This is a genomic window from Bacillus sp. JHAA, from assembly GCF_036961585.1.
Taxonomy (GTDB): Bacteria; Bacillota; Bacilli; order Bacillales; family Bacillaceae; genus Bacillus; species Bacillus velezensis.
Window position 1 is genome coordinate 110097 of sequence record NZ_JBAMDE010000004.1, and the last position, 18671, is coordinate 128767.

At 46.4% G+C, this 18671-nt stretch carries 17 protein-coding genes; 16 read left to right on the forward strand and 1 reads right to left on the reverse strand.

Going from position 1 to position 18671, the window contains the following annotated elements; all coding sequences use genetic code 11:
• Window positions 1-188 precede the first annotated feature (188 nt).
• From V7728_RS10770 to V7728_RS10815, 10 genes are all read left to right on the forward strand, one after another.
• Entirely contained in the window at window positions 189-785 is a 597-nt protein-coding gene (locus V7728_RS10770) for a TerD family protein (RefSeq protein ID WP_043021499.1), read from the forward strand.
• Window positions 786-808: 23 nt separating this feature from the next.
• The gene (locus V7728_RS10775; protein WP_007409047.1) at window positions 809-1390 is read left to right on the forward strand and encodes a TerD family protein; all 582 of its coding nucleotides are present in this window, start codon (window positions 809-811) and stop codon (window positions 1388-1390) included.
• 32 nt (window positions 1391-1422) lie between these two features.
• On the forward strand, window positions 1423-2001 hold the full coding sequence (locus tag V7728_RS10780) for a TerD family protein (RefSeq protein WP_003156645.1): 579 nt from the start codon (window positions 1423-1425) through the stop codon (window positions 1999-2001).
• A 38-nt stretch (window positions 2002-2039) separates the two neighbouring features.
• Window positions 2040-2813 carry a TerC family protein gene (locus tag V7728_RS10785; RefSeq protein WP_003156644.1) on the forward strand — a complete coding sequence of 258 codons (774 nt, stop codon included), beginning with the start codon at window positions 2040-2042 and terminating at the stop codon, window positions 2811-2813.
• 72 nt (window positions 2814-2885) lie between these two features.
• Complete coding sequence (locus V7728_RS10790) at window positions 2886-4508, forward strand: YceG family protein (RefSeq protein ID WP_025284191.1); 1623 nt, start codon at window positions 2886-2888, stop codon at window positions 4506-4508.
• A 6-nt stretch (window positions 4509-4514) separates the two neighbouring features.
• Window positions 4515-5603: a toxic anion resistance protein gene (locus V7728_RS10795; RefSeq protein WP_007609246.1), complete on the forward strand. Its 1089-nt coding sequence runs from the start codon at window positions 4515-4517 to the stop codon at window positions 5601-5603.
• 113 nt (window positions 5604-5716) lie between these two features.
• Window positions 5717-6919 (forward strand): MFS transporter, encoded by a 1203-nt coding sequence (locus V7728_RS10800; protein ID WP_025284192.1) that lies wholly within the window; start codon window positions 5717-5719, stop codon window positions 6917-6919.
• Window positions 6920-7301: 382 nt separating this feature from the next.
• Window positions 7302-8558: a glycine/proline betaine ABC transporter ATP-binding protein OpuAA gene (gene opuAA, locus V7728_RS10805; RefSeq protein WP_003156640.1), complete on the forward strand. Its 1257-nt coding sequence runs from the start codon at window positions 7302-7304 to the stop codon at window positions 8556-8558.
• Window positions 8559-9407, forward strand: a complete 849-nt coding sequence (opuAB, locus tag V7728_RS10810; protein WP_003156639.1) for a glycine/proline betaine ABC transporter permease subunit OpuAB — start codon at window positions 8559-8561, stop codon at window positions 9405-9407. It abuts the gene before it with no gap.
• Window positions 9407-10288: a glycine betaine ABC transporter substrate-binding protein gene (locus tag V7728_RS10815; RefSeq protein ID WP_007409051.1), complete on the forward strand. Its 882-nt coding sequence runs from the start codon at window positions 9407-9409 to the stop codon at window positions 10286-10288. The genes opuAB and V7728_RS10815 overlap by 1 nt, the downstream gene beginning before the upstream one ends.
• 34 nt (window positions 10289-10322) lie before the next feature.
• Here V7728_RS10815 and V7728_RS10820 read toward each other — a convergent pair whose 3' ends face one another.
• Entirely contained in the window at window positions 10323-11444 is a 1122-nt protein-coding gene (locus V7728_RS10820; RefSeq protein ID WP_025284193.1) for a M20 peptidase aminoacylase family protein, read from the reverse strand.
• 133 nt (window positions 11445-11577) lie between these two features.
• On the opposite strand from V7728_RS10820, the gene V7728_RS10825 reads away from it, so the two are divergent.
• The 6 genes from V7728_RS10825 to V7728_RS20505 all read left to right on the forward strand — a co-directional run bounded on the left by V7728_RS10825 (window position 11578) and on the right by V7728_RS20505 (window position 18660).
• The gene (locus V7728_RS10825) at window positions 11578-13011 is read left to right on the forward strand and encodes a YfcC family protein (RefSeq protein WP_007609251.1); all 1434 of its coding nucleotides are present in this window, start codon (window positions 11578-11580) and stop codon (window positions 13009-13011) included.
• Between the two features lie 91 nt (window positions 13012-13102).
• On the forward strand, window positions 13103-13591 hold the full coding sequence (locus V7728_RS10830) for a DUF6773 family protein (protein ID WP_007409054.1): 489 nt from the start codon (window positions 13103-13105) through the stop codon (window positions 13589-13591).
• Window positions 13592-13820: 229 nt separating this feature from the next.
• The gene (amyE, locus tag V7728_RS10835) at window positions 13821-15800 is read left to right on the forward strand and encodes an alpha-amylase (RefSeq protein WP_082998939.1); all 1980 of its coding nucleotides are present in this window, start codon (window positions 13821-13823) and stop codon (window positions 15798-15800) included.
• Between the two features lie 270 nt (window positions 15801-16070).
• Window positions 16071-17024, forward strand: coding sequence for an L-lactate dehydrogenase (locus V7728_RS10840; protein ID WP_099566369.1), 954 nt, complete (start codon window positions 16071-16073; stop codon window positions 17022-17024).
• A 1187-nt stretch (window positions 17025-18211) separates the two neighbouring features.
• A complete protein-coding gene (locus V7728_RS10845) occupies window positions 18212-18430 on the forward strand; it encodes a thiazolylpeptide-type bacteriocin (RefSeq protein WP_099566370.1) in 219 nt (72 codons plus the stop codon).
• 26 nt (window positions 18431-18456) lie between these two features.
• The gene (locus V7728_RS20505; protein WP_076983281.1) at window positions 18457-18660 is read left to right on the forward strand and encodes a thiazolylpeptide-type bacteriocin; all 204 of its coding nucleotides are present in this window, start codon (window positions 18457-18459) and stop codon (window positions 18658-18660) included.
• Window positions 18661-18671 lie beyond the last annotated feature (11 nt).

Here is an 18671-nt window from a genome sequence, read left to right on the forward strand (position 1 = left end):
CGGAAAGAAGGAGAATATAGGAAGTAATTTTTCGCCGTTTTTCGCCAAAAATTCTTATGTTTTATGAAACTTTGATATAATAAAAGACGTATATCTTAATAAACACCGGGATTCTTGTCCCGGAATTTAGTAAAAATGCGCACTTGCGGCGTGCTTAGCGGCACCCTTACAGAATAGGAGTGAATCATATGGCGATCTCTTTACAAAAAGGACAGCGGATTGATTTAACAAAAGGAAAAGCCGGTCTGTCAAAACTGCTGGTCGGACTCGGCTGGGACCCTGTATCATCCGGGGGCTTTTTCGGAAAGCTGTTCGGCGGAGGCGGTGCCAATATCGACTGTGACGCTTCCGTACTGATGCTTGAAAATGATAAAATGACAGACAGTAAAAACGTCATCTATTTCGGCAATCTGAAAAGCCGATGCGGCGGTGTCGTACACACGGGTGACAACCTGACGGGAGAAGGCGACGGCGATGATGAACAAATTCTCGTCGATTTGGCGAAAGTCCCCGCTCAGATTAATAAACTTGTGTTTGTCGTCAATATTTACGACTGCGTCAGACGAAAACAGGACTTCGGCATGATTCAAAACGCGTTTATCCGCGTCGTTGATCAGGCTAACCGCGAAGAACTGGTGACTTACAATTTAAGAGATAACTATTCAGGCAGAACGAGCCTGATCGCGGCTGAAATCTACCGCGAGGACGGCGAGTGGAAATTCGCTGCGATAGGTGAAGGCACAAACGATACGAAAATCGGCGATATCGTTAACCGATACGCCTAAACGAAAAAAAGGAGAGTGCACACATGGCAATTTCATTGGCAAAAGGACAAAAAGTAGATTTGACTAAAACAAATCCGGGTCTTTCTAAAGTCGTTGTCGGCCTTGGCTGGGATACAAACAAATACGACGGCGGACATGATTTTGATTTAGATTCCAGCGTCTTTCTATTAAATGAAGCAGGAAAATGCGCGTCGCCTGATGATTTCATTTTCTATAATCAGCTTGAAGGCGGAAACGGCTCTGTCGCACATTCAGGCGACAACCTGACAGGCCAGGGCGAAGGCGATGACGAAAGCGTAAGAGTCAACCTGAGCGCGGTGCCCGCGGCTATTGACAAAATTTCATTCGTCATCACGATTCATGAAGCGGAAGCGCGCGGCCAAAACTTCGGACAAGTTTCCAACGCGTTCGTGCGCATTGTCAATGAAGAAACAAATGAAGAGCTGATCCGCTACGATCTGGCTGAAGATTTCTCAATTGAAACAGCCATTATCGCAGGGGAGCTTTACAGACATAACGGCGAATGGAAATTTTCCGCGATCGGCTCAGGCTACCAAGGCGGACTGGCCCGTATTGCGACAGATTACGGCCTGCAAATCGGCTGAACCATATCAAACACAGAAGGGAGAGACGGCACATGGCTATTCAATTGGCGAAAGGACAGCGTGTTGATCTGACAAAAACGAACCCCGGCCTTACAAAAGCGGTGATCGGCTTAGGCTGGGATACGAACAAGTACTCCGGAGGGCATGACTTTGACCTTGACGCGTCGGCTTTTCTTGTCGATGCCCATGACAACTGTGTAAATGATCTTGATTTTGTTTTCTACAATAACCTTGAACACCCGAGCGGGGGCGTCATCCATACGGGAGACAACCGGACGGGCGAGGGCGAGGGAGACGATGAACAAATTATCGTCGACTTCTCAAAAATACCCGCAAATATTGAAAAGATCGGCATCACCGTCACGATTCATGATGCGGAAGCGCGCGGCCAAAATTTCGGACAAGTTTCGAACGCGTTCGTGCGCGTCGTCGATGAAAACAGCCAGAATGAACTGCTTCGTTTCGATTTAGGAGAAGACTTCTCGATTGAAACGGCGGTTGTCGTTTGTGAGCTTTACCGCCATGGGGCTGAGTGGAAGTTTAACGCCATCGGCAGCGGGTTTTCCGGCGGTCTGGCATCACTTTGCCGGAATTACGGCTTGCAGGTGTAAGCAGGAAATTACCGTTTTACTAAATAGGAGGAAAAAACTTGGATTTTCTACATCATATTATGTCGACCTACGCTTCCTTTTTTGATTGGAAAATGTGGGGTGAGGTGCTGACTGACCCTGTATCATGGGGGCTGATCGGTTCCTTGGTTCTGCTGGAAGGGCTGCTGTCGGCCGACAATGCGTTAGTGCTTGCGGTGATGGTAAGGCATCTGCCTGAAAAACAGCGGAAGAAAGCATTAACATACGGATTGTTCGGGGCATATATTTTCCGTTTTATCTTTATCGGGATCGGAATGCTGCTCATTAAGTTCTGGTGGATCAAAGTGCTTGGCGCGCTGTACCTGGCTTGGCTCGTCATTAAGCATTTCTGGATCGGAGAAGGTGATGACGATACGGAAGGCATGAAGAAAAATTCATGGATGGTCCGTACGTTCGGAATTTTCTGGGCCACTGTCGTTTCAGTTGAGTTAATGGATTTGGCCTTCTCTGTTGACAGCATTCTGGCCGCGTTTGCGGTATCGGAAAAAGTGTGGGTGCTCTTGATCGGCGGTATGCTTGGCATTCTCATGATGCGTACAGTCGCAAAAGTATTCCTTGTTTTAATTGATAAAATCCCTGAGCTTGAAAATACGGCTTTTGTGCTGATCGGGATTATCGCCGTGAAAATGGCGGCGAGCGCCTTTGATTATGAAATGCCGCACGTTGTGTTCTTCGGAATCATCATCGCTGCGTTTGTGGTAACGTTTATTATCCACTATTTCAACAAACAAAAGCAGGTTCAGGAGCAAACGGCTGCATCTAAAGAAGAATAAAACAAAAAAGGAGGGAGAGTTCATTTCCTTCCTTTTTTGTACCGATCATCATGAAGAGAAAGGAGGAAAATGATGAGGCAGGAAGAATTGGTGATCCGAAAGGCAGAGCCGGAAAACGATGACTGGGAAACGTTTCTGCTGCGGCCGCTGCCGGAACGTCCCGGTTACGAGCGGGAAAACGGGCTGGCGTTTACCCGGCTTGCCGTCCGGATTTTGGGCACTCCTTATGATGAGACGGAGTATTACAATAAGCTTTTCGAGCTGTCTTCTCATGAAAACATCCATGTGTTAAGCGAGACGCTGGATAAGACCATCGCGCCTGAAACGTTTCAGGCGCTCCAGCACATCCATTCGGTCAATCAAAAAGAGAAAGGGCTTTCGGTTTCCAGGTTTGTCGCGTTTCTCGATGGGGGCAGGCTGCTTGCCAAACACGCTGATCCGCTTATGCACCGCCGGCTGAGAACCGCGTTTATGACGCTTTTGGAAACCTTTGCGGACCGGCATGAAAACGGGCTGAATCATCCCGATTTCCGGCGTGTGCTCTTGGATGTGTCAAAGTTTTCGCTGAACCACCTGAATCCATGGCTTGAACAAGCCGATATAGAGCGTGAGATGCCGAAGGTGGTGTGGTATGGAGACGCTACCAAAAGCCAGCTCTATTTTCTCTATTATCTCATGCTGATCGGCTGTGACGTCCTATTGTTTCATCCGGCTGCGGAAGATCCGTTCAGCTTGATTGATCCGGATGAGGAACTCAGCTTTGTGATAAAGCTCCCCGCAACAGGCGGCCTTGAGCCATTCCCGAAAGAAAAGCCGGACAGAACGTCCACGACGGCCTACCGGTCAACGAAAGAAATTGAGCATGTGCTGAACCATGAGGAATCTATGATGTATAAGCCTTGGCAGTTCAGGGATCATACCCCGCAGTCCGTGACATTAAAAACGACGTATGATGAGTTATTTCTCATTGCGAAGGAGCGGGCGTTTATCCGGCCGCAATTTAAAGCGGACAGGGAGCGGGTGGCCGTTCCGAACCTTTTTGCGAAAGTGATGGGGGTTTCCAAAGATACGAAAGAATATTGGAATAGACTCCATACCGCCGCAGACTATCAGGAGACACACATGATCCGCAGTTTTCCGTTTACGGAAGAGCTGAAAGCCAACTACCAGTATCACTACAGTCAGGTTTTGAACGAAGAAGGAGCGATTGACGCGGACAGGCTGAAAAGAAGCAACATCTGGCAGTACAAGCATCTCCCGTCAGGCGTGCAGAACGCCATCGCCAATGTGATTTCTGACATGTGCAGAAACCCAGGGCTGAAGGCTTTGCCCGGGGAGCAGGCAAGGGATGCCGCAATCTATTTGTTCCGCCAGGCGACGAACCTGCCCGCTTCGCTGCTGCAATTGATTCAGACGTTTGATTACGCCCAAACCGTTCCGAAACTCGTTTTATATCATACGGAACAAAATGGCGAACTCACACGTTCTGACGCCGCCGCTCTGTTGTTTTTAAATAAATTCGGCGTCGATATCATCTTGTATAATCCGCCGGGGCATCAAGACATTGAGCATTATATTGAAGAAAGCCAATTTGATGTCCATTGGCTGGAGGACATGGTATTTCGGCAGGAATATAAGGAGCCGTCACTCGTAAGAAAGCTGTTTAGAACCATTACGCAAAAGCAGGGAGAGTAAATAAACATGACAGAAAATCAAAATCCGCTTGTTCTTGATAAAAATGAAGAGATTTCTGAACAAAAAGCAGATGACATCAGGGTGCAGCTGCGCCAAGACCCTGAGGTGCAGCGCATTTCACAGCAGATTGACGTGAAAAACCAAATGGAGCTGCTTGAGTACGGAAAAGAACCGGCAGTTGAAATCTCGAAGTTCTCCGACCGCATCTTAAATATGATGAAAACAACAAGTGTCACGGATTCAGGCACAATGCTGACGCAGCTCGGAAAAATCATGGACCGTTTTGACAAAAATGATTTCGATGAACCAAAAGGATTTCTCGCTAAAATGTTCAAACGCGGCAACAGCATGATTGAAAAGATTTTTCAAAAGTACCGCACCCTGGGCGGAGAAATTGAAAAAATCCACGTCGAAATTTCAAAATACAAAGATGAAATGGCAAAGACGAACCATACGCTTGAAGAGATGTATGAAAACAACATTAACTACTACATGGAGCTTGAAAAGTATGTCGTTGCCGGGCAGATGAAGCTTGAGGAAATGCAGGCGCTCATTCCTTCTTATGAAGAAAAAGCGGCCGGCGGAAACCAGCTTGCGCAAATGCAGCTTGATACGCTGCGTGACGGGCTTCAGGCGCTTGAGGAACGTGTCTATGATTTAGATATGGCGCGGATGGTGGCGCTGCAAACGGCGCCGCAGATCCGCCTCCTTCAGCGCGGAAATACGAAGCTCATCGGGAAAATCAATTCCGCTTTCGTCATTACGATTCCGATTTTCAAAAACGGCATCATTCAGGCTGTCACAGTCAAACGGCAAAAGCTTGTGGCTGATTCAATGAGCGAGCTGGACCGCCGCACGAATGAAATGCTGAAGCGAAACGCTGAAAATATCTCAAACCAAAGCGTGGAAATTGCCCGTATGGCAGGCCGTCCGAGCATTGACATTGAGACGATTGAAACGTCTTGGAATACGATTGTCAGCGGTATGCAGGAAACGAAACAGATCGAGGAAGAGAACAGACGTATCAGAGAAGACGGAGCGAAACGGATTCAACAGCTTCAGGATAATATTAAAAACGCAGTCTTAAAGAATTAACACACCCCGCTTGCTTACGGCAAGCGGGATTTTTTTGCGAAAAAAGATAATGACAATCTGTAAAGACAGGTGTAAACTTATACGGTAATCATTTTCGATTTGAGGTGCTGCTTATGAACAAACAACCTGCCGTCACTCCGCGAAAACTTCTGGCGATTGCCGGAATGGGCTGGCTGTTTGATGCGATGGATGTCGGAATTTTATCGTTTATTATCGCCGCGCTTCACACTGATTGGAATTTAACACCCGATCAAATGAAATGGATCGGAAGCGTCAATTCCATCGGTATGGCAGCGGGCGCCTTTGTATTCGGAATGCTGGCCGACAGGATCGGCCGGAAAAAAGTGTTTATGATCACGCTGTTATTCTTTTCTGTCGGAAGCGGCATATCCGCTTTCGCAACGGGATTGACGGTTTTTCTCATATTGCGTTTTCTGATCGGAATGGGGCTTGGAGGGGAACTGCCTGTCGCCTCAACGCTCGTGTCAGAAGCGTCCGCTCCCGAAAAGCGGGGACGGATCATCGTGCTGCTTGAGAGCTTTTGGGCCGCGGGCTGGCTTCTTGCGGCGGTGATTTCCTACTTTGTCATACCGTCATTCGGCTGGCAGGCCGCGCTGCTCTTAACGGCGCTGGCCGCATTTTATGCGCTGTACTTGCGGAGAAGCCTTCCGGAATCACCGGCGCATCAGGCATTGCCGCAGAAAAAAAGCATACGCGGGCAGGCGGGAAGTGTCTGGACGAAACCGTATATCCGGCCGACGGTGCTGCTGTCTGTCGTTTGGTTCTGCGTCGTCTTTTCATATTACGGCATGTTTTTATGGCTGCCGAGCGTGATGCTGATGAAAGGCTACAGCATGATTGAGAGCTTCGAATACGTCCTTCTGATGACACTTGCCCAGCTTCCCGGATATTTCTCTGCGGCGTGGCTGATCGAAAAAGCGGGGCGGAAGACCATCTTAGTCATCTATTTGCTCGGGACGGCGGGCAGCGCTTATTTCTTCGGTGCCGCGGATTCATTGGCCATGCTGCTCACAGCGGGCATGCTGCTGTCCTTCTTCAATCTCGGCGCATGGGGCGTGCTTTACGCCTATACACCGGAGCAGTATCCTGCGGCGATCCGTGCGACCGGTTCCGGCACAACGGCGGCCGTCGGCAGAATCGGCGGCATTTTCGGTCCGCTTCTCGTCGGATCGCTTGCAGCCCGGAACGTTTCGTTTACAGTGATTTTCGCCGTCTTTTGTGCGGCCATCCTGATTGCCGTCATCACCATTATTATTCTCGGAAAAGAAACGAAACAGACAGAGCTTGCGCAATGAGCACCCTTTTGGGGTGCTTTTTTTAGTGAGCGGTCTGTTGACAGACCTATATTTTTCCTTAATATTCCTTATTTTTAGGAGGGGAAAACTTCTTTTTTCAGGACAATGTCGCGAAAAAATTCTTGTTTTTGTAAAAAAAGGATAGGAAATCAGTTTGCAGCACATTCGGTGGAAACGTTCTCAAGCCTGATAAAAGCCCGGTTTCCTTTATAATTTATCCTCAATAAGGAGGATTAGAGAGTATTTAGAAGCATACCAGAGGAAAATAAGACACAGGGATGTTTTTAAAGTAATGATACAAAATAAAAAGGGATTATGATGTTTGTTTGACTTATTACAAACGTGTTACGGTATTAAAGATTGCTTATTATGGAGGGAAAATATGAATTTGGATGAGAAACCAATTAAGATAAAAGTCGAAAATGTATCTAAGGTTTTCGGAAAACAGACAAAAAAAGCCATTCAGATGCTGTCCAGCGGAAAAAACAAAAAAGAGATCCTGAAAGCTACCGGATCAACCGTTGGTGTCAATCAAGCAAACTTTGATGTATATGATGGGGAGATATTTGTCATCATGGGTCTATCGGGGAGCGGTAAATCAACTTTAGTTCGGCTGTTAAACCGGCTTATTGAACCGACTGCCGGGAATATTTATATTGATGGTGACATGATAACAAATATGTCAAAAGACCAGCTCCGGGAAGTGCGCCGGAAAAAAATCAGCATGGTCTTTCAAAAATTTGCACTGTTTCCGCACAGAACGATTCTTGAAAATACGGAATACGGCCTGGAGCTTCAAGGCGTCGACAAAAAAGAGCGTGAGCAAAAAGCGCTTGATTCGCTTAAACTTGTCGGTCTTGAAGGCTTTGAACACCAATTCCCAGATCAGCTCAGCGGAGGAATGCAGCAGCGTGTCGGACTTGCCCGCGCATTGACGAATGATCCTGACATTCTTCTGATGGATGAAGCTTTCAGTGCGCTTGATCCGCTGATCCGCAAAGACATGCAGGATGAGCTTTTAGACCTTCATGACTCTGTCGGCAAGACGATCATCTTCATCACGCATGATCTTGATGAAGCATTGCGCATCGGCGACAGAATCGTGCTGATGAAAGACGGTAACATCGTTCAGATCGGGACGCCTGAAGAAATTCTGATGAGCCCGTCCAATGAATACGTTGAGAAATTCGTTGAGGACGTTGATTTATCCAAAGTTCTGACAGCGGGCCACATCATGAAGCGCGCTGAAACCGTGCGGATTGACAAAGGGCCTCGTGTAGCGCTGCAGCTCATGAAGAATCTCGGTATTTCATCTATTTACGCCGTTGATAAACAGAAACAGCTTCTCGGCGTCATTCACGCGGCGGATGCGAAAAAAGCGGTGGAATCCGACTTATCGCTTCAGGATATTTTAAATACTGAATTTACGACTGTGCACGAAAGCACGTACTTGACTGAAATTTTCGATGTCGTGTCTGATGCGAATATTCCGATCGCCGTCACGGACGATAAGGACCGCATGAAAGGCATTGTCGTAAAAGGCGCATTAATCGGCGCGCTTTCAGGAAATAACGATTATATAAATGTTGAAGATTCTGCTGAACAAGCTCAGGATTCTTCTGTTCAGGGGGTGAAGTAAATGGACAGATTGCCTAGAATTCCGTTAGCAGATATCGTTGACCGGTTTGTTGACTGGCTTACCATGACGTTCGGAGGTTTCTTTGACGGAATCTCAAACGGTTTGGCCGCTTTCGTAAACGCGATTGTGAGCGGTTTGGGTTTCATCCCGTCTATTTTATTGACTGTTATTTTTGCAGCTCTCGCTTGGTGGATCAGTACGAGAGGAATTGCACTCTTTACGTTAATCGGATTCCTTGTTATTGATTATTTGGGCTATTGGTCGCCGATGCTGCAAACGTTGGCGCTTGTCGTCACATCTGTTTTGATTTCCATTATTATCGGGGTTCCGATCGGCATATGGGCGTCTCAGAAAGAAACGGTCCGCCGCATTGTTACACCGATTCTGGATTTAATGCAGACCATGCCGGCTTTCGTATATCTGCTGCCTGCGATTTTCTTCTTTAATATCGGGGTTGTGCCAGGCGTCGTGGCATCTGTTATTTTCGCAATGCCTCCGACGATCCGCATGACGGTTCTCGGTATTAAACAAGTTCCGGCTGATTTGATTGAAGCGACGGAAGCATTCGGTTCAACGACGTCTCAGCGTCTGTTCAAGGTTCAGCTTCCGCTTGCCACAAAAACAATTCTTGCCGGTATTAACCAAAGCATCATGCTTGCTTTATCAATGGTCGTTATCGCGGCCATGGTCGGTGCGCCGGGTCTCGGTTCTGAAGTATACAGCGCCGTGACACAGTTGAAAACCGGTGTCGGAGTGGAAGCGGGTATCGCGATCGTCATCGTAGCGATTACACTCGACCGTATCACGCAAAACATTAAAGTGAAGAAGAAGAGCAGGGGGAATGCCTGATGCTTAAGAAAATCATCGGTGTCGGCGTTACCGCTGCGCTGGCTCTTTCTTTGGCTGCCTGCGGTTCGCAGACTGATGGTAAGGCAACGGCTGCGGACCAGGTGAATAAAACCATTATCGGTATTGATCCGGGATCGGGGATCATGGCCCTGACGGATGAGGCCGTGAAGGATTACGGATTGAAAGACTGGAATGTCGTCACGGCGTCAAGTGCTGCCATGACGGCGACATTGAAGAAATCATATGACCGGAAAAAGCCGATCATCGTAACGGGCTGGACGCCGCACTGGATGTTCTCCAGATACAAGCTGAAGTTCCTTGATGATCCGAAAAAAACGTACGGAACTGCCGAGCAGATTCATACAATTACAAGAACCGGCTTCAGTAAGGAACAGCCTAACGCGGCCAAAGTTCTCAGCCAGTTCAAATGGACGCAGGACGATATGGGAGAAGTCATGATTGCCGTTGAGGAAGGCGAAAAGCCGGCCAAAGCCGCAGCTGAATATGTGAAAAAACACAAAGACCAAGTGGCTCAATGGACAAAAGGCGCCCATAAAGTTAAAGGGGATAAAATCAACCTGGCTTATGTGGCGTGGGACAGTGAAATCGCAAGTACGAATGTAATCGGAAAAGTATTTCAAGACCTCGGCTATGACGTGAAGCTGACGCAAGTGGAGGCGGGACCGATGTGGACTGCGATTGCGACAGGCAGCGCGGATGCGTCATTGTCTGCTTGGCTTCCGAATACCCATAAGGCATATGCGTCTAAATATAAAGGCAAATATGAAGATGTAGGAACGAGTCTGACAGGCGTCAAGATGGGTCTGGTCGTTCCTCAGTATATGAAAAACGTCAATTCAATTGAAGATTTGAAGAAATAACGAAGAAAAGCAGCCCTGTAACGGGCTGCTTTTTTTATGCTTCAAACGATTTGAGGACGGCAGCCGTTAATATCTCAATGCCTGTAAAGATGGCGCTTCGGTCAAATGTCATTTGGGGATGGTGAAGCCCCGGCTCCAGACCGCATCCTAGGCCGAGCATCGTCGTTTTTAAGTTCGGCACCTTTAACCCGTAAAAGTGAAAATCCTCTCCTCCGGTTGTCACAAGAGGTTCATCCACATGTTCTTCTCCGAGAATGCCGCTTATCGCAGATGCCATGATGGCTTCCGCCTCTTTGTTTCGCTCGGCTGCCGGGAGGCTGTGTTCTTTTTGCAGTTCGATTTTTGCGCCGAATGCGGCAGCCGCCGCCTCACAGGCTCTTTCGGTTTCGGCGGTTAATTTCTCCATGGCGGCATTGGTTTGTGCGCGGAGATCAAGGCTGAACGATGCTTTTCCCGGAATGATATTGGAACTCTCACCGCCTGCCTGAAGCTTTGTCATCTTCACGGAATGCGGGATGCCGGGATCAAGATGAATGAAGCTGAGTTTTTGGACGAGAAGAGCGGCGATTTCGATACTGTTAAGGCCGAGATGCGGTCTCGCGCCGTGGGCTTCTTCTCCGATAATCAGGCCTTCTATATGCTGGCTTGAGCCATGCAGAATGGACGGTGCGCATCGGCCGTTTGCCGTTTCCTGTACGGGGCGCACGTGCACGCCGTATAAGAAATCAACATCATCCAGTACGCCTTTTTCAATCATTTTCAGCGCTCCGCCGCCTTTTTCTTCAGCCGGCTGAAAAATAAAGCGGATGGTGCCCTTCGGAAGTTTCGGCTGACTCTTTAAAAGCATCATCGTGCCGAGCGCCATCGTCATATGTGAATCATGTCCGCATGAATGGTTCGCCTGAAAGACACCGTCCACTTCCTGCCACAGCGCGTCAATATCCGCCCGGACAGCCACAACAGGCGAGCCTTCTCCGATTTCGCCGACAACACCGGTACAATCATCAAACGTGCGGGTTCGGCAGCCGGCCTCTTTCAGTTTTTCAGTCAGATATTCAGTTGTTTGATATTCTTTCCAGCTTACTTCGGGATTAGCGTGCAGGTGGTCAAAAATATCCATAATGACTTGCTTTTCATGCGCTGTGAGTCTGTTCATGCCGTAAGTCCTCCTTCAAAAGCTGTCTGTTTTTTATTTTTGATATTGAAAACAGGCAATCGGTCTGTATATAATATAGCACATATCTGTATTTTCTGAATAGTTTATAAATTTAAAGCGGGATGGTGATGTTATGGCTGTGCCGAAGGCCGAACCTGTATTGAAAAAGAAGAAATTGTTTGTGATGCCTGATGCTTATGTGCTGCTGTTCATTGTCGCTTTACTATGCGCGATAGCGTCGTACATCGTTCCCGCGGGGGAATTTGACAGGGTGACAAAGGGCAGTGTGACGTCCGCCGTCCCGGGAAGCTATCATTCTTTAGACCAGTCTCCTGTCAGCCCGATCGCTTTTTTTACCGCGATTCAGGAAGGGATGACAAGTTCCGCGCCGATTATTTTTTTAATCCTGTTTACGGGCGGCACCATTGCGATTTTGGAGAAAACGGGCGCCATCAATGGATTGATCAGTAATGTCATCAGTACGTTCCGCACAAAACAGCTGCTGTTTATTGCGATTGTCGGATCTCTATTTTCGATCCTCGGCACAACCGGCATCGTCGTTAATTCCGTGATCGGTTTTATTCCGATCGGCCTGATCGTCGCCCGCTCGCTGAAATGGGACGCCGTGGCCGGAGCGGCCGTCATTTATATCGGCTGCTATGCCGGGTTTAACGCGACGATTTTATCACCTTCACCGCTCGGGTTATCACAAAGCATTGCGGAGCTGCCGCTGTTTTCCGGTATCGGCCTGCGGATTGCCGTCTACATTTGTTTTCTGTTATCATCTATTTTATATATTTATCGGTATACGAGAAAACTCAGAAAAGCAAAGGACGCCAGTCTGCTGGGGAACGATTGGTTTCCTGCGGCAGGTTCACTCCCGCAGGTTTCTGAGCCGGAGGACAAGCATGTCCCGTTTACCGTCCGCCATAAATTGATTCTGGCTGTTGCGGCTTTGTCGCTTGCCGGCTTTTTATACGGCGCGCTTACTCTTGGCTGGTCTGATTCAGAGATGGCCGCCGTGTTCATTTTTATCTCAATCGTGTCAGGCCTGATTGCGGGAATGGCGGCAAATGATATCGCAAAAACGTTTATTACAGGCTGTCAGGGGCTCGTTTACGGTGCGCTGATCGTCGGAATGGCGAGAAGCATTTCCGTTATCCTGGAACATGGAAAGCTGCTTGATACGGTAGTCAATGGACTAGCGTCACTGCTGCACGGTTTCAGCCCGATGGCAGGCGCAATCGGAATGTATATTTCCAGCGCCCTGCTTCATTTTCTGATTTCATCGGGCTCAGGGGAGGCGGTCGTATTTATTCCGATCTTGGCGCCGCTTGCCGATCTGATGGGCATCACGAGACAGGTCGCGGTTGAAGCGGTCATGCTCGGAGAAGGCGTCGTAAACTGTGTCAATCCGACTTCCGGTGTGCTGATGGCCGTACTGGCTGCCAGCGGCATTCCGTACGTAAAGTGGCTTCGCTTCATGATTCCGCTGGCGCTGATTTGGTTTGTCATCGGTCTCGTGTTTATCTGCATAGGCGTCCTGATCAATTGGGGTCCTTATTAACATTTTTGTCAATGATATTTCGGTTTATCATTATGAATCGGCAAGATATAATGGGAGTTGTAAGCCATTCTTAATAGTACGGGAGGAAGTCATGAATCAGCGTCGGAACGGACTTTCAAACGTGAATGGAAAGAGTGAGAGTGTGAAAGAGAAAGAACGAATGATTTGGTCAGAAGTCGGAATGCTTGTGGGCACACTGTCTTTGCTTGACATCATCGTACGCGGACTTGTTCTGAACTGTCCGTTTAGGGAATGGGCCGGAAGCTTGGCGGTTTTCTTCATTATAATTGTTTATTATTGCATCAGGGCGGGGGCGTCGGGAATGCTCATGCCGAGAATAGACACCAAAGAAGAACTGCAAAAGCGGGTGAAGCAGCAGCGGATAGATTCAATTGCGGTCACTTTTGCGGTAGCGGCGATTACGATGTACGACAGGGGGTTTCCCCATACATTCTTTGCTTGGCTGAAAATGATCTTTCTTTTTATCGTCTGCGGAGGCATTCTGTTTCTGCTTCGGTATGTCATTGTGAAGCTGTCTTACAGAAGAGCGATAAAAGAAATAAAAAAGAAATCATCTTGACAGGTGGTTTCTTTTTTTGTTTGAAAGCGGGAAGTCTTTTTAATTGATAGGAATATAGATTTGAATTCACTCTGTCACGTTGCTTTGATAGAGAGTGTGTGATAAGTTGAAATGTAAGCGTTAACAGAATTCTCCAGTCTTCACAACAGTTGAAAGGAGCTGAAGAAAGAGTAAGAGGAATTTTTGACTCCGCAGTCAGTCTTCAAAAATCAAATAAGGAGTGTCAAAAATGTTTGAAAAACGATTCAAAACCTCTTTACTGCCGTTATTCGCCGGATTTTTATTGCTGTTTCATTTGGTTTTGTCAGGCCCGGCGGCTGCAAACGCTGAAACTGCAAACAAATCGAATAAGGTGACCGCGTCATCGGTCAAAAACGGGACCATCCTTCATGCCTGGAATTGGTCGTTCAATACGTTAACACAAAATATGAAAGATATTCGTGATGCGGGCTATGCAGCCATTCAGACGTCTCCGATTAACCAAGTAAAGGAAGGGAACCAAGGAGATAAAAGCATGAGGAACTGGTACTGGCTGTATCAGCCGACATCGTACCAAATCGGAAACCGTTACTTAGGCACTGAACAAGAATTTAAGGACATGTGTGCAGCCGCGGAAAAATATGGTGTAAAAGTCATTGTTGATGCGGTTATCAATCATACTACCAGTGATTATGGCGCGATTTCTGACGAGATTAAGCGTATTCCAAACTGGACCCATGGAAACACACAAATTAAAAATTGGTCGGATCGATGGGACGTCACTCAAAATTCATTGCTTGGGCTGTATGATTGGAATACACAGAATACTGAGGTGCAGGCATATCTGAAACGTTTCTTGGAAAGAGCATTGAATGACGGAGCAGACGGGTTCCGCTATGATGCCGCCAAGCATATAGAGCTTCCGGATGATGGGAATTACGGCAGCCAATTTTGGCCGAATATCGCAAATACATCAGCGGAGTTCCAATACGGAGAAATCCTGCAAGACAGCGCGTCCAGAGATACAGCTTATGCGAATTATATGAATGTGACGGCTTCTAACTACGGGCATTCCATCAGATCCGCTTTAAAGAACCGTAATCTGAGTGTGTCGAATATCTCCCATTATGCATCTGACGTGTCTGCGGACAAGTTAGTCACATGGGTGGAATCACATGATACGTATGCCAATGATGATGAAGAGTCCACATGGATGAGTGATGACGATATTCGTTTAGGCTGGGCAGTGATTGGTTCCCGCTCAGGAAGCACGCCTCTTTTCTTTTCCAGACCTGAGGGCGGAGGAAATGGTGTAAGATTTCCCGGAAAAAGTCAAATAGGAGATCGCGGGAGCGCCTTATTTAAAGATCAGGCGATCACTGCGGTCAATACATTTCACAATGTAATGGCCGGGCAGCCTGAGGAACTCTCGAATCCGAATGGGAACAACCAAATCTTTATGAATCAGCGCGGCTCAAAAGGCGTTGTGCTGGCAAATGCAGGATCGTCTTCTGTCACCATCAATACTTCAGCGAAATTACCTGACGGCAGGTATGATAATAGGGCCGGCGCCGGTTCATTTCAAGTAGCGAACGGCAAACTGACAGGTACGATCAATGCCAGATCGGCGGCTGTTCTTTATCCTGATGATATTGGAAATGCGCCTCATGTCTTTCTTGAGAATTACCAAACGGGGGCAGTCCATTCTTTCAATGATCAGCTGACGGTCACCCTGCGTGCAAATGCGAAAACAACAAAAGCCGTTTACCAAATCAATAATGGGCAGCAGACAGCATTTAAGGATGGAGACCGACTAACGATCGGGAAAGGAGATCCAATCGGCACGACATACAACATCAAATTAACCGGAACGAACGGCGAGGGTGCAGCGAGGACCCAAGAATACACGTTTGTTAAAAAAGACCCGTCCCAAACCAACATCATTGGCTATCAAAATCCGGACCATTGGGGCCAGGTAAATGCTTATATTTACAAACATGATGGAGGCAGGGCCATAGAATTAACCGGATCGTGGCCGGGGAAAGCCATGACTAAGAATGCAGATGGAATGTACACGCTGACGCTGCCTGAGAATGCGGATACGGCCAACGCCAAAGTGATTTTTAACAATGGCAGCGCCCAAGTGCCCGGACAGAACCAGCCCGGCTTTGATTATGTGCAGAATGGTTTGTATAACAACTCCGGTTTAAACGGTTATCTTCCGCATTAATGGATAGGGCTATCATCACATCAGCGTGCCGGAAAACCCCCGCTTCTGGGAAAGGGACAGCGCGTCTTCAATCACGCTGAAAATGTGACAGCATCCTAAAACGGTTCCGTTTTAGGATGTTGTCAACAATCCGGAAACCATCACCGATATTTTTTTGTCCAAAAATCAAACTTTTCTCTTGCAAAAGTTTGTGAAGTGTTCCACAATATAAATGTGAAATACTTCACAATATAAAAACAGACACCACGAAACACTGGAGGATGAGCATACATGATGAACGAACGAGTGAACAAAGTAGCATTAATCGGAGCAGGTTTTGTTGGAAGCAGTTATGCATTTGCGTTAATTAACCAAGGGATCACAGATGAGCTTGTGATCATTGATGTAAATAGAGAAAAAGCCATGGGAGATGTCATGGATTTAAATCACGGAAAGGCATTTGCGCCTCATCCGGTCAAAACGTCTTACGGCACATATGAGGATTGCAAGGATGCCGATATCGTGTGCATCTGTGCAGGGGCCAATCAAAAACCGGGCGAAACGAGACTTGAGCTGGTCGAAAAAAATCTCGCCATTTTTAAAAGCATTGTCGGTGAAGTAATGGCAAGCGGATTTGACGGCATCTTCCTCGTTGCCACAAACCCGGTCGACATTCTCACTTATGCGACATGGACATTCAGCGGGCTGCCGAAAGAACGCGTCATCGGCAGCGGCACGACACTGGATTCTGCGCGATTCCGTTATATGCTGAGTGAATACTTCGGAGCCGCTCCGCAAAACGTACACGCCCACATTATCGGCGAGCACGGCGATACCGAGCTCCCTGTATGGAGTCACGCCAATATCGGCGGAGTGCCGGTGCAGCAATTGCTGGAGAAACATGCAGCTTACAAACAGGACGAGCTGGATCAGATTGTTGACGATGTGAAAAACGCGGCCTACCATATTATCGAGAAAAAAGGTGCGACATATTACGGAGTGGCGATGAGCCTCGCCCGCATCACAAAAGCGATTTTGCGTAATGAAAACAGCATTTTAACCGTCAGCACATATCTGGACGGCCAATACGGTGTAAACGACGTCTTTATCGGCGTTCCGGCCGTCGTCAATCGGAACGGCATCGCAGGTGTGACGGAACTTGAGCTGAATGAAACAGAACAGGCTCAATTCAGCCGCAGTGCAAACGTGCTGAAAGATATTCTCGCTCCGCATTTCGCTGGGTGAAACTTAAACTGAACTATCCAAATATATGTGGTACTAATAACCCCAAGGGGGAGACAAAATAAAACACCTTTATGTTGTAACTAGATATATATCTAAAAGACAACATTGAGGTGTTTTTTTATGGCGAAATGAAAATGCTAATCAAGTGGTATCATAACAGGAAAACCAGCACATTCTTCAGAAAGGCTTTTTCAAACATAAAAGTTTTGTTAAATGAGTAGTAGCATCAGTTTTTTCCATAAGTATAACGCTTGTTTTTAGATGCACTCTATCAATTCCTTCCTCCTTAGACACCAGCGTTCCTCTTAATAATCAGGACAGCAGCTTATATCAATGTGAGATAAACTAAAAAGGCAGACTGTTAATAAGTACCTAAAGAGGAATGCCCATTGTTAATGCCCCCATAGATTCCTTCCACGGATCATTAAAATTTAGATCAATTATCCTTAAAGAAATCTGATGAACACTGTGACCGCATCGTAGAGTAACTTGCCACAATTTTTTGGCTCAATTTGCGTTGAATAATACGTTGTTTGCAATTACTAGTGAGGTAGGAGACATATATCGAAACGGGCTCGGAAATCTGGTAGCCACAAACATAGCTGATTAGGGTAATCGTAAAACTTATTTTAAGGATAGTTAGAGTCAGTTTGATTCCTGATCATATTCGTATGGACATTTTGGTGCAGGTTAGATTACCGGATAATAGATTTATTATTATTCTGTAATATAAAAAAAGTTAAAAAATGAAATTGTGAAATAGAATATATGCTTAAACAGAGCGGTATAGATGCAACTCTTCTTAAATATGAATTTTTTTATGATAGTTAAATTTAGAATAGTAATTAATAGTTGTTCTTTTTTTTATGAATCAAATTAAATGCATATTAAATAAGGTGAGGACAATAGATTCAATATAAATAGGATAATTTTGATATAAATCTTGACTGGGATAAGTTCAACTGATATTTTAGATTATAATAACATGAAAATAATTGAAATAAATCAAATAAAGTGTATACATACCCATTATTTCCTTTTTTAATTTCTTGGTGTCTGTATTGTGAAGATGAAAAAGGTAAACTTATACTTATTCACATTCTAGGAGGTGATGTGATAAATTAATACGATTATTTATTGAACATCACAGATTTATACATAAGCACAATTAAAAAGAAGAGGAGAATATGGAAAAAATGATGAGCCAAAATGTAAAGGAAAAAGAAGATTCTTTAGACTTAACATCTATTTTAGATGAAATTGAATCAATTGATATTATGGAAGTTTCAGAATCGATGTTGCTTTCTGAAACAGGTGCAACAAGCGGATCAAGTTCCTCAAGCAGTACATCATGCTGCGGTTCTTGTTCGTGTGCTAGCTGCGGTGCTTGTACAAGCTGCGGATAAGTAAATTGTAGGGGAGTGTCCAAAGTTTGAAAACCAAATTAAACGAGCAAAACTCATTAGACCTAACATCTATTCTAAATGAGATAGAATCAATTGATATTATGGAAGTTTCAGAATCGATGTTGCTTTCTGAAACAGGTGCAACAAGCGGATCAAGTTCCTCAAGCAGTACATCATGCTGCGGTTCTTGTTCATGTGCGAGTTGCGGTGGTTGTACAAGTTGCGGATAAATTAAATGAGA

Bases quoted from the DNA above. Each gene is read 5' to 3' on its own strand.
- V7728_RS10770 (WP_043021499.1), top strand. From the start codon at position 189: ATGGCGATCTCTTTACAAAAAGGACAGCGGATTGATTTAACAAAAGGA.
- V7728_RS10775 (WP_007409047.1), top strand. From the start codon at position 809: ATGGCAATTTCATTGGCAAAAGGACAAAAAGTAGATTTGACTAAAACA.
- V7728_RS10780 (WP_003156645.1), top strand. From the start codon at position 1,423: ATGGCTATTCAATTGGCGAAAGGACAGCGTGTTGATCTGACAAAAACG.
- V7728_RS10790 (WP_025284191.1), top strand. From the start codon at position 2,886: ATGAGGCAGGAAGAATTGGTGATCCGAAAGGCAGAGCCGGAAAACGAT.
- V7728_RS10795 (WP_007609246.1), top strand. From the start codon at position 4,515: ATGACAGAAAATCAAAATCCGCTTGTTCTTGATAAAAATGAAGAGATT.
- V7728_RS10800 (WP_025284192.1), top strand. From the start codon at position 5,717: ATGAACAAACAACCTGCCGTCACTCCGCGAAAACTTCTGGCGATTGCC.
- opuAA (WP_003156640.1), top strand. From the start codon at position 7,302: ATGAATTTGGATGAGAAACCAATTAAGATAAAAGTCGAAAATGTATCT.
- opuAB (WP_003156639.1), top strand. From the start codon at position 8,559: ATGGACAGATTGCCTAGAATTCCGTTAGCAGATATCGTTGACCGGTTT.
- V7728_RS10815 (WP_007409051.1), top strand. From the start codon at position 9,407: ATGCTTAAGAAAATCATCGGTGTCGGCGTTACCGCTGCGCTGGCTCTT.
- V7728_RS10820 (WP_025284193.1), bottom strand. From the start codon at position 11,444: ATGAACAGACTCACAGCGCATGAAAAGCAAGTCATTATGGATATTTTT.
- V7728_RS10825 (WP_007609251.1), top strand. From the start codon at position 11,578: ATGGCTGTGCCGAAGGCCGAACCTGTATTGAAAAAGAAGAAATTGTTT.
- V7728_RS10830 (WP_007409054.1), top strand. From the start codon at position 13,103: ATGAATCAGCGTCGGAACGGACTTTCAAACGTGAATGGAAAGAGTGAG.
- amyE (WP_082998939.1), top strand. From the start codon at position 13,821: ATGTTTGAAAAACGATTCAAAACCTCTTTACTGCCGTTATTCGCCGGA.
- V7728_RS10840 (WP_099566369.1), top strand. From the start codon at position 16,071: ATGATGAACGAACGAGTGAACAAAGTAGCATTAATCGGAGCAGGTTTT.
- V7728_RS10845 (WP_099566370.1), top strand. From the start codon at position 18,212: ATGGAAAAAATGATGAGCCAAAATGTAAAGGAAAAAGAAGATTCTTTA.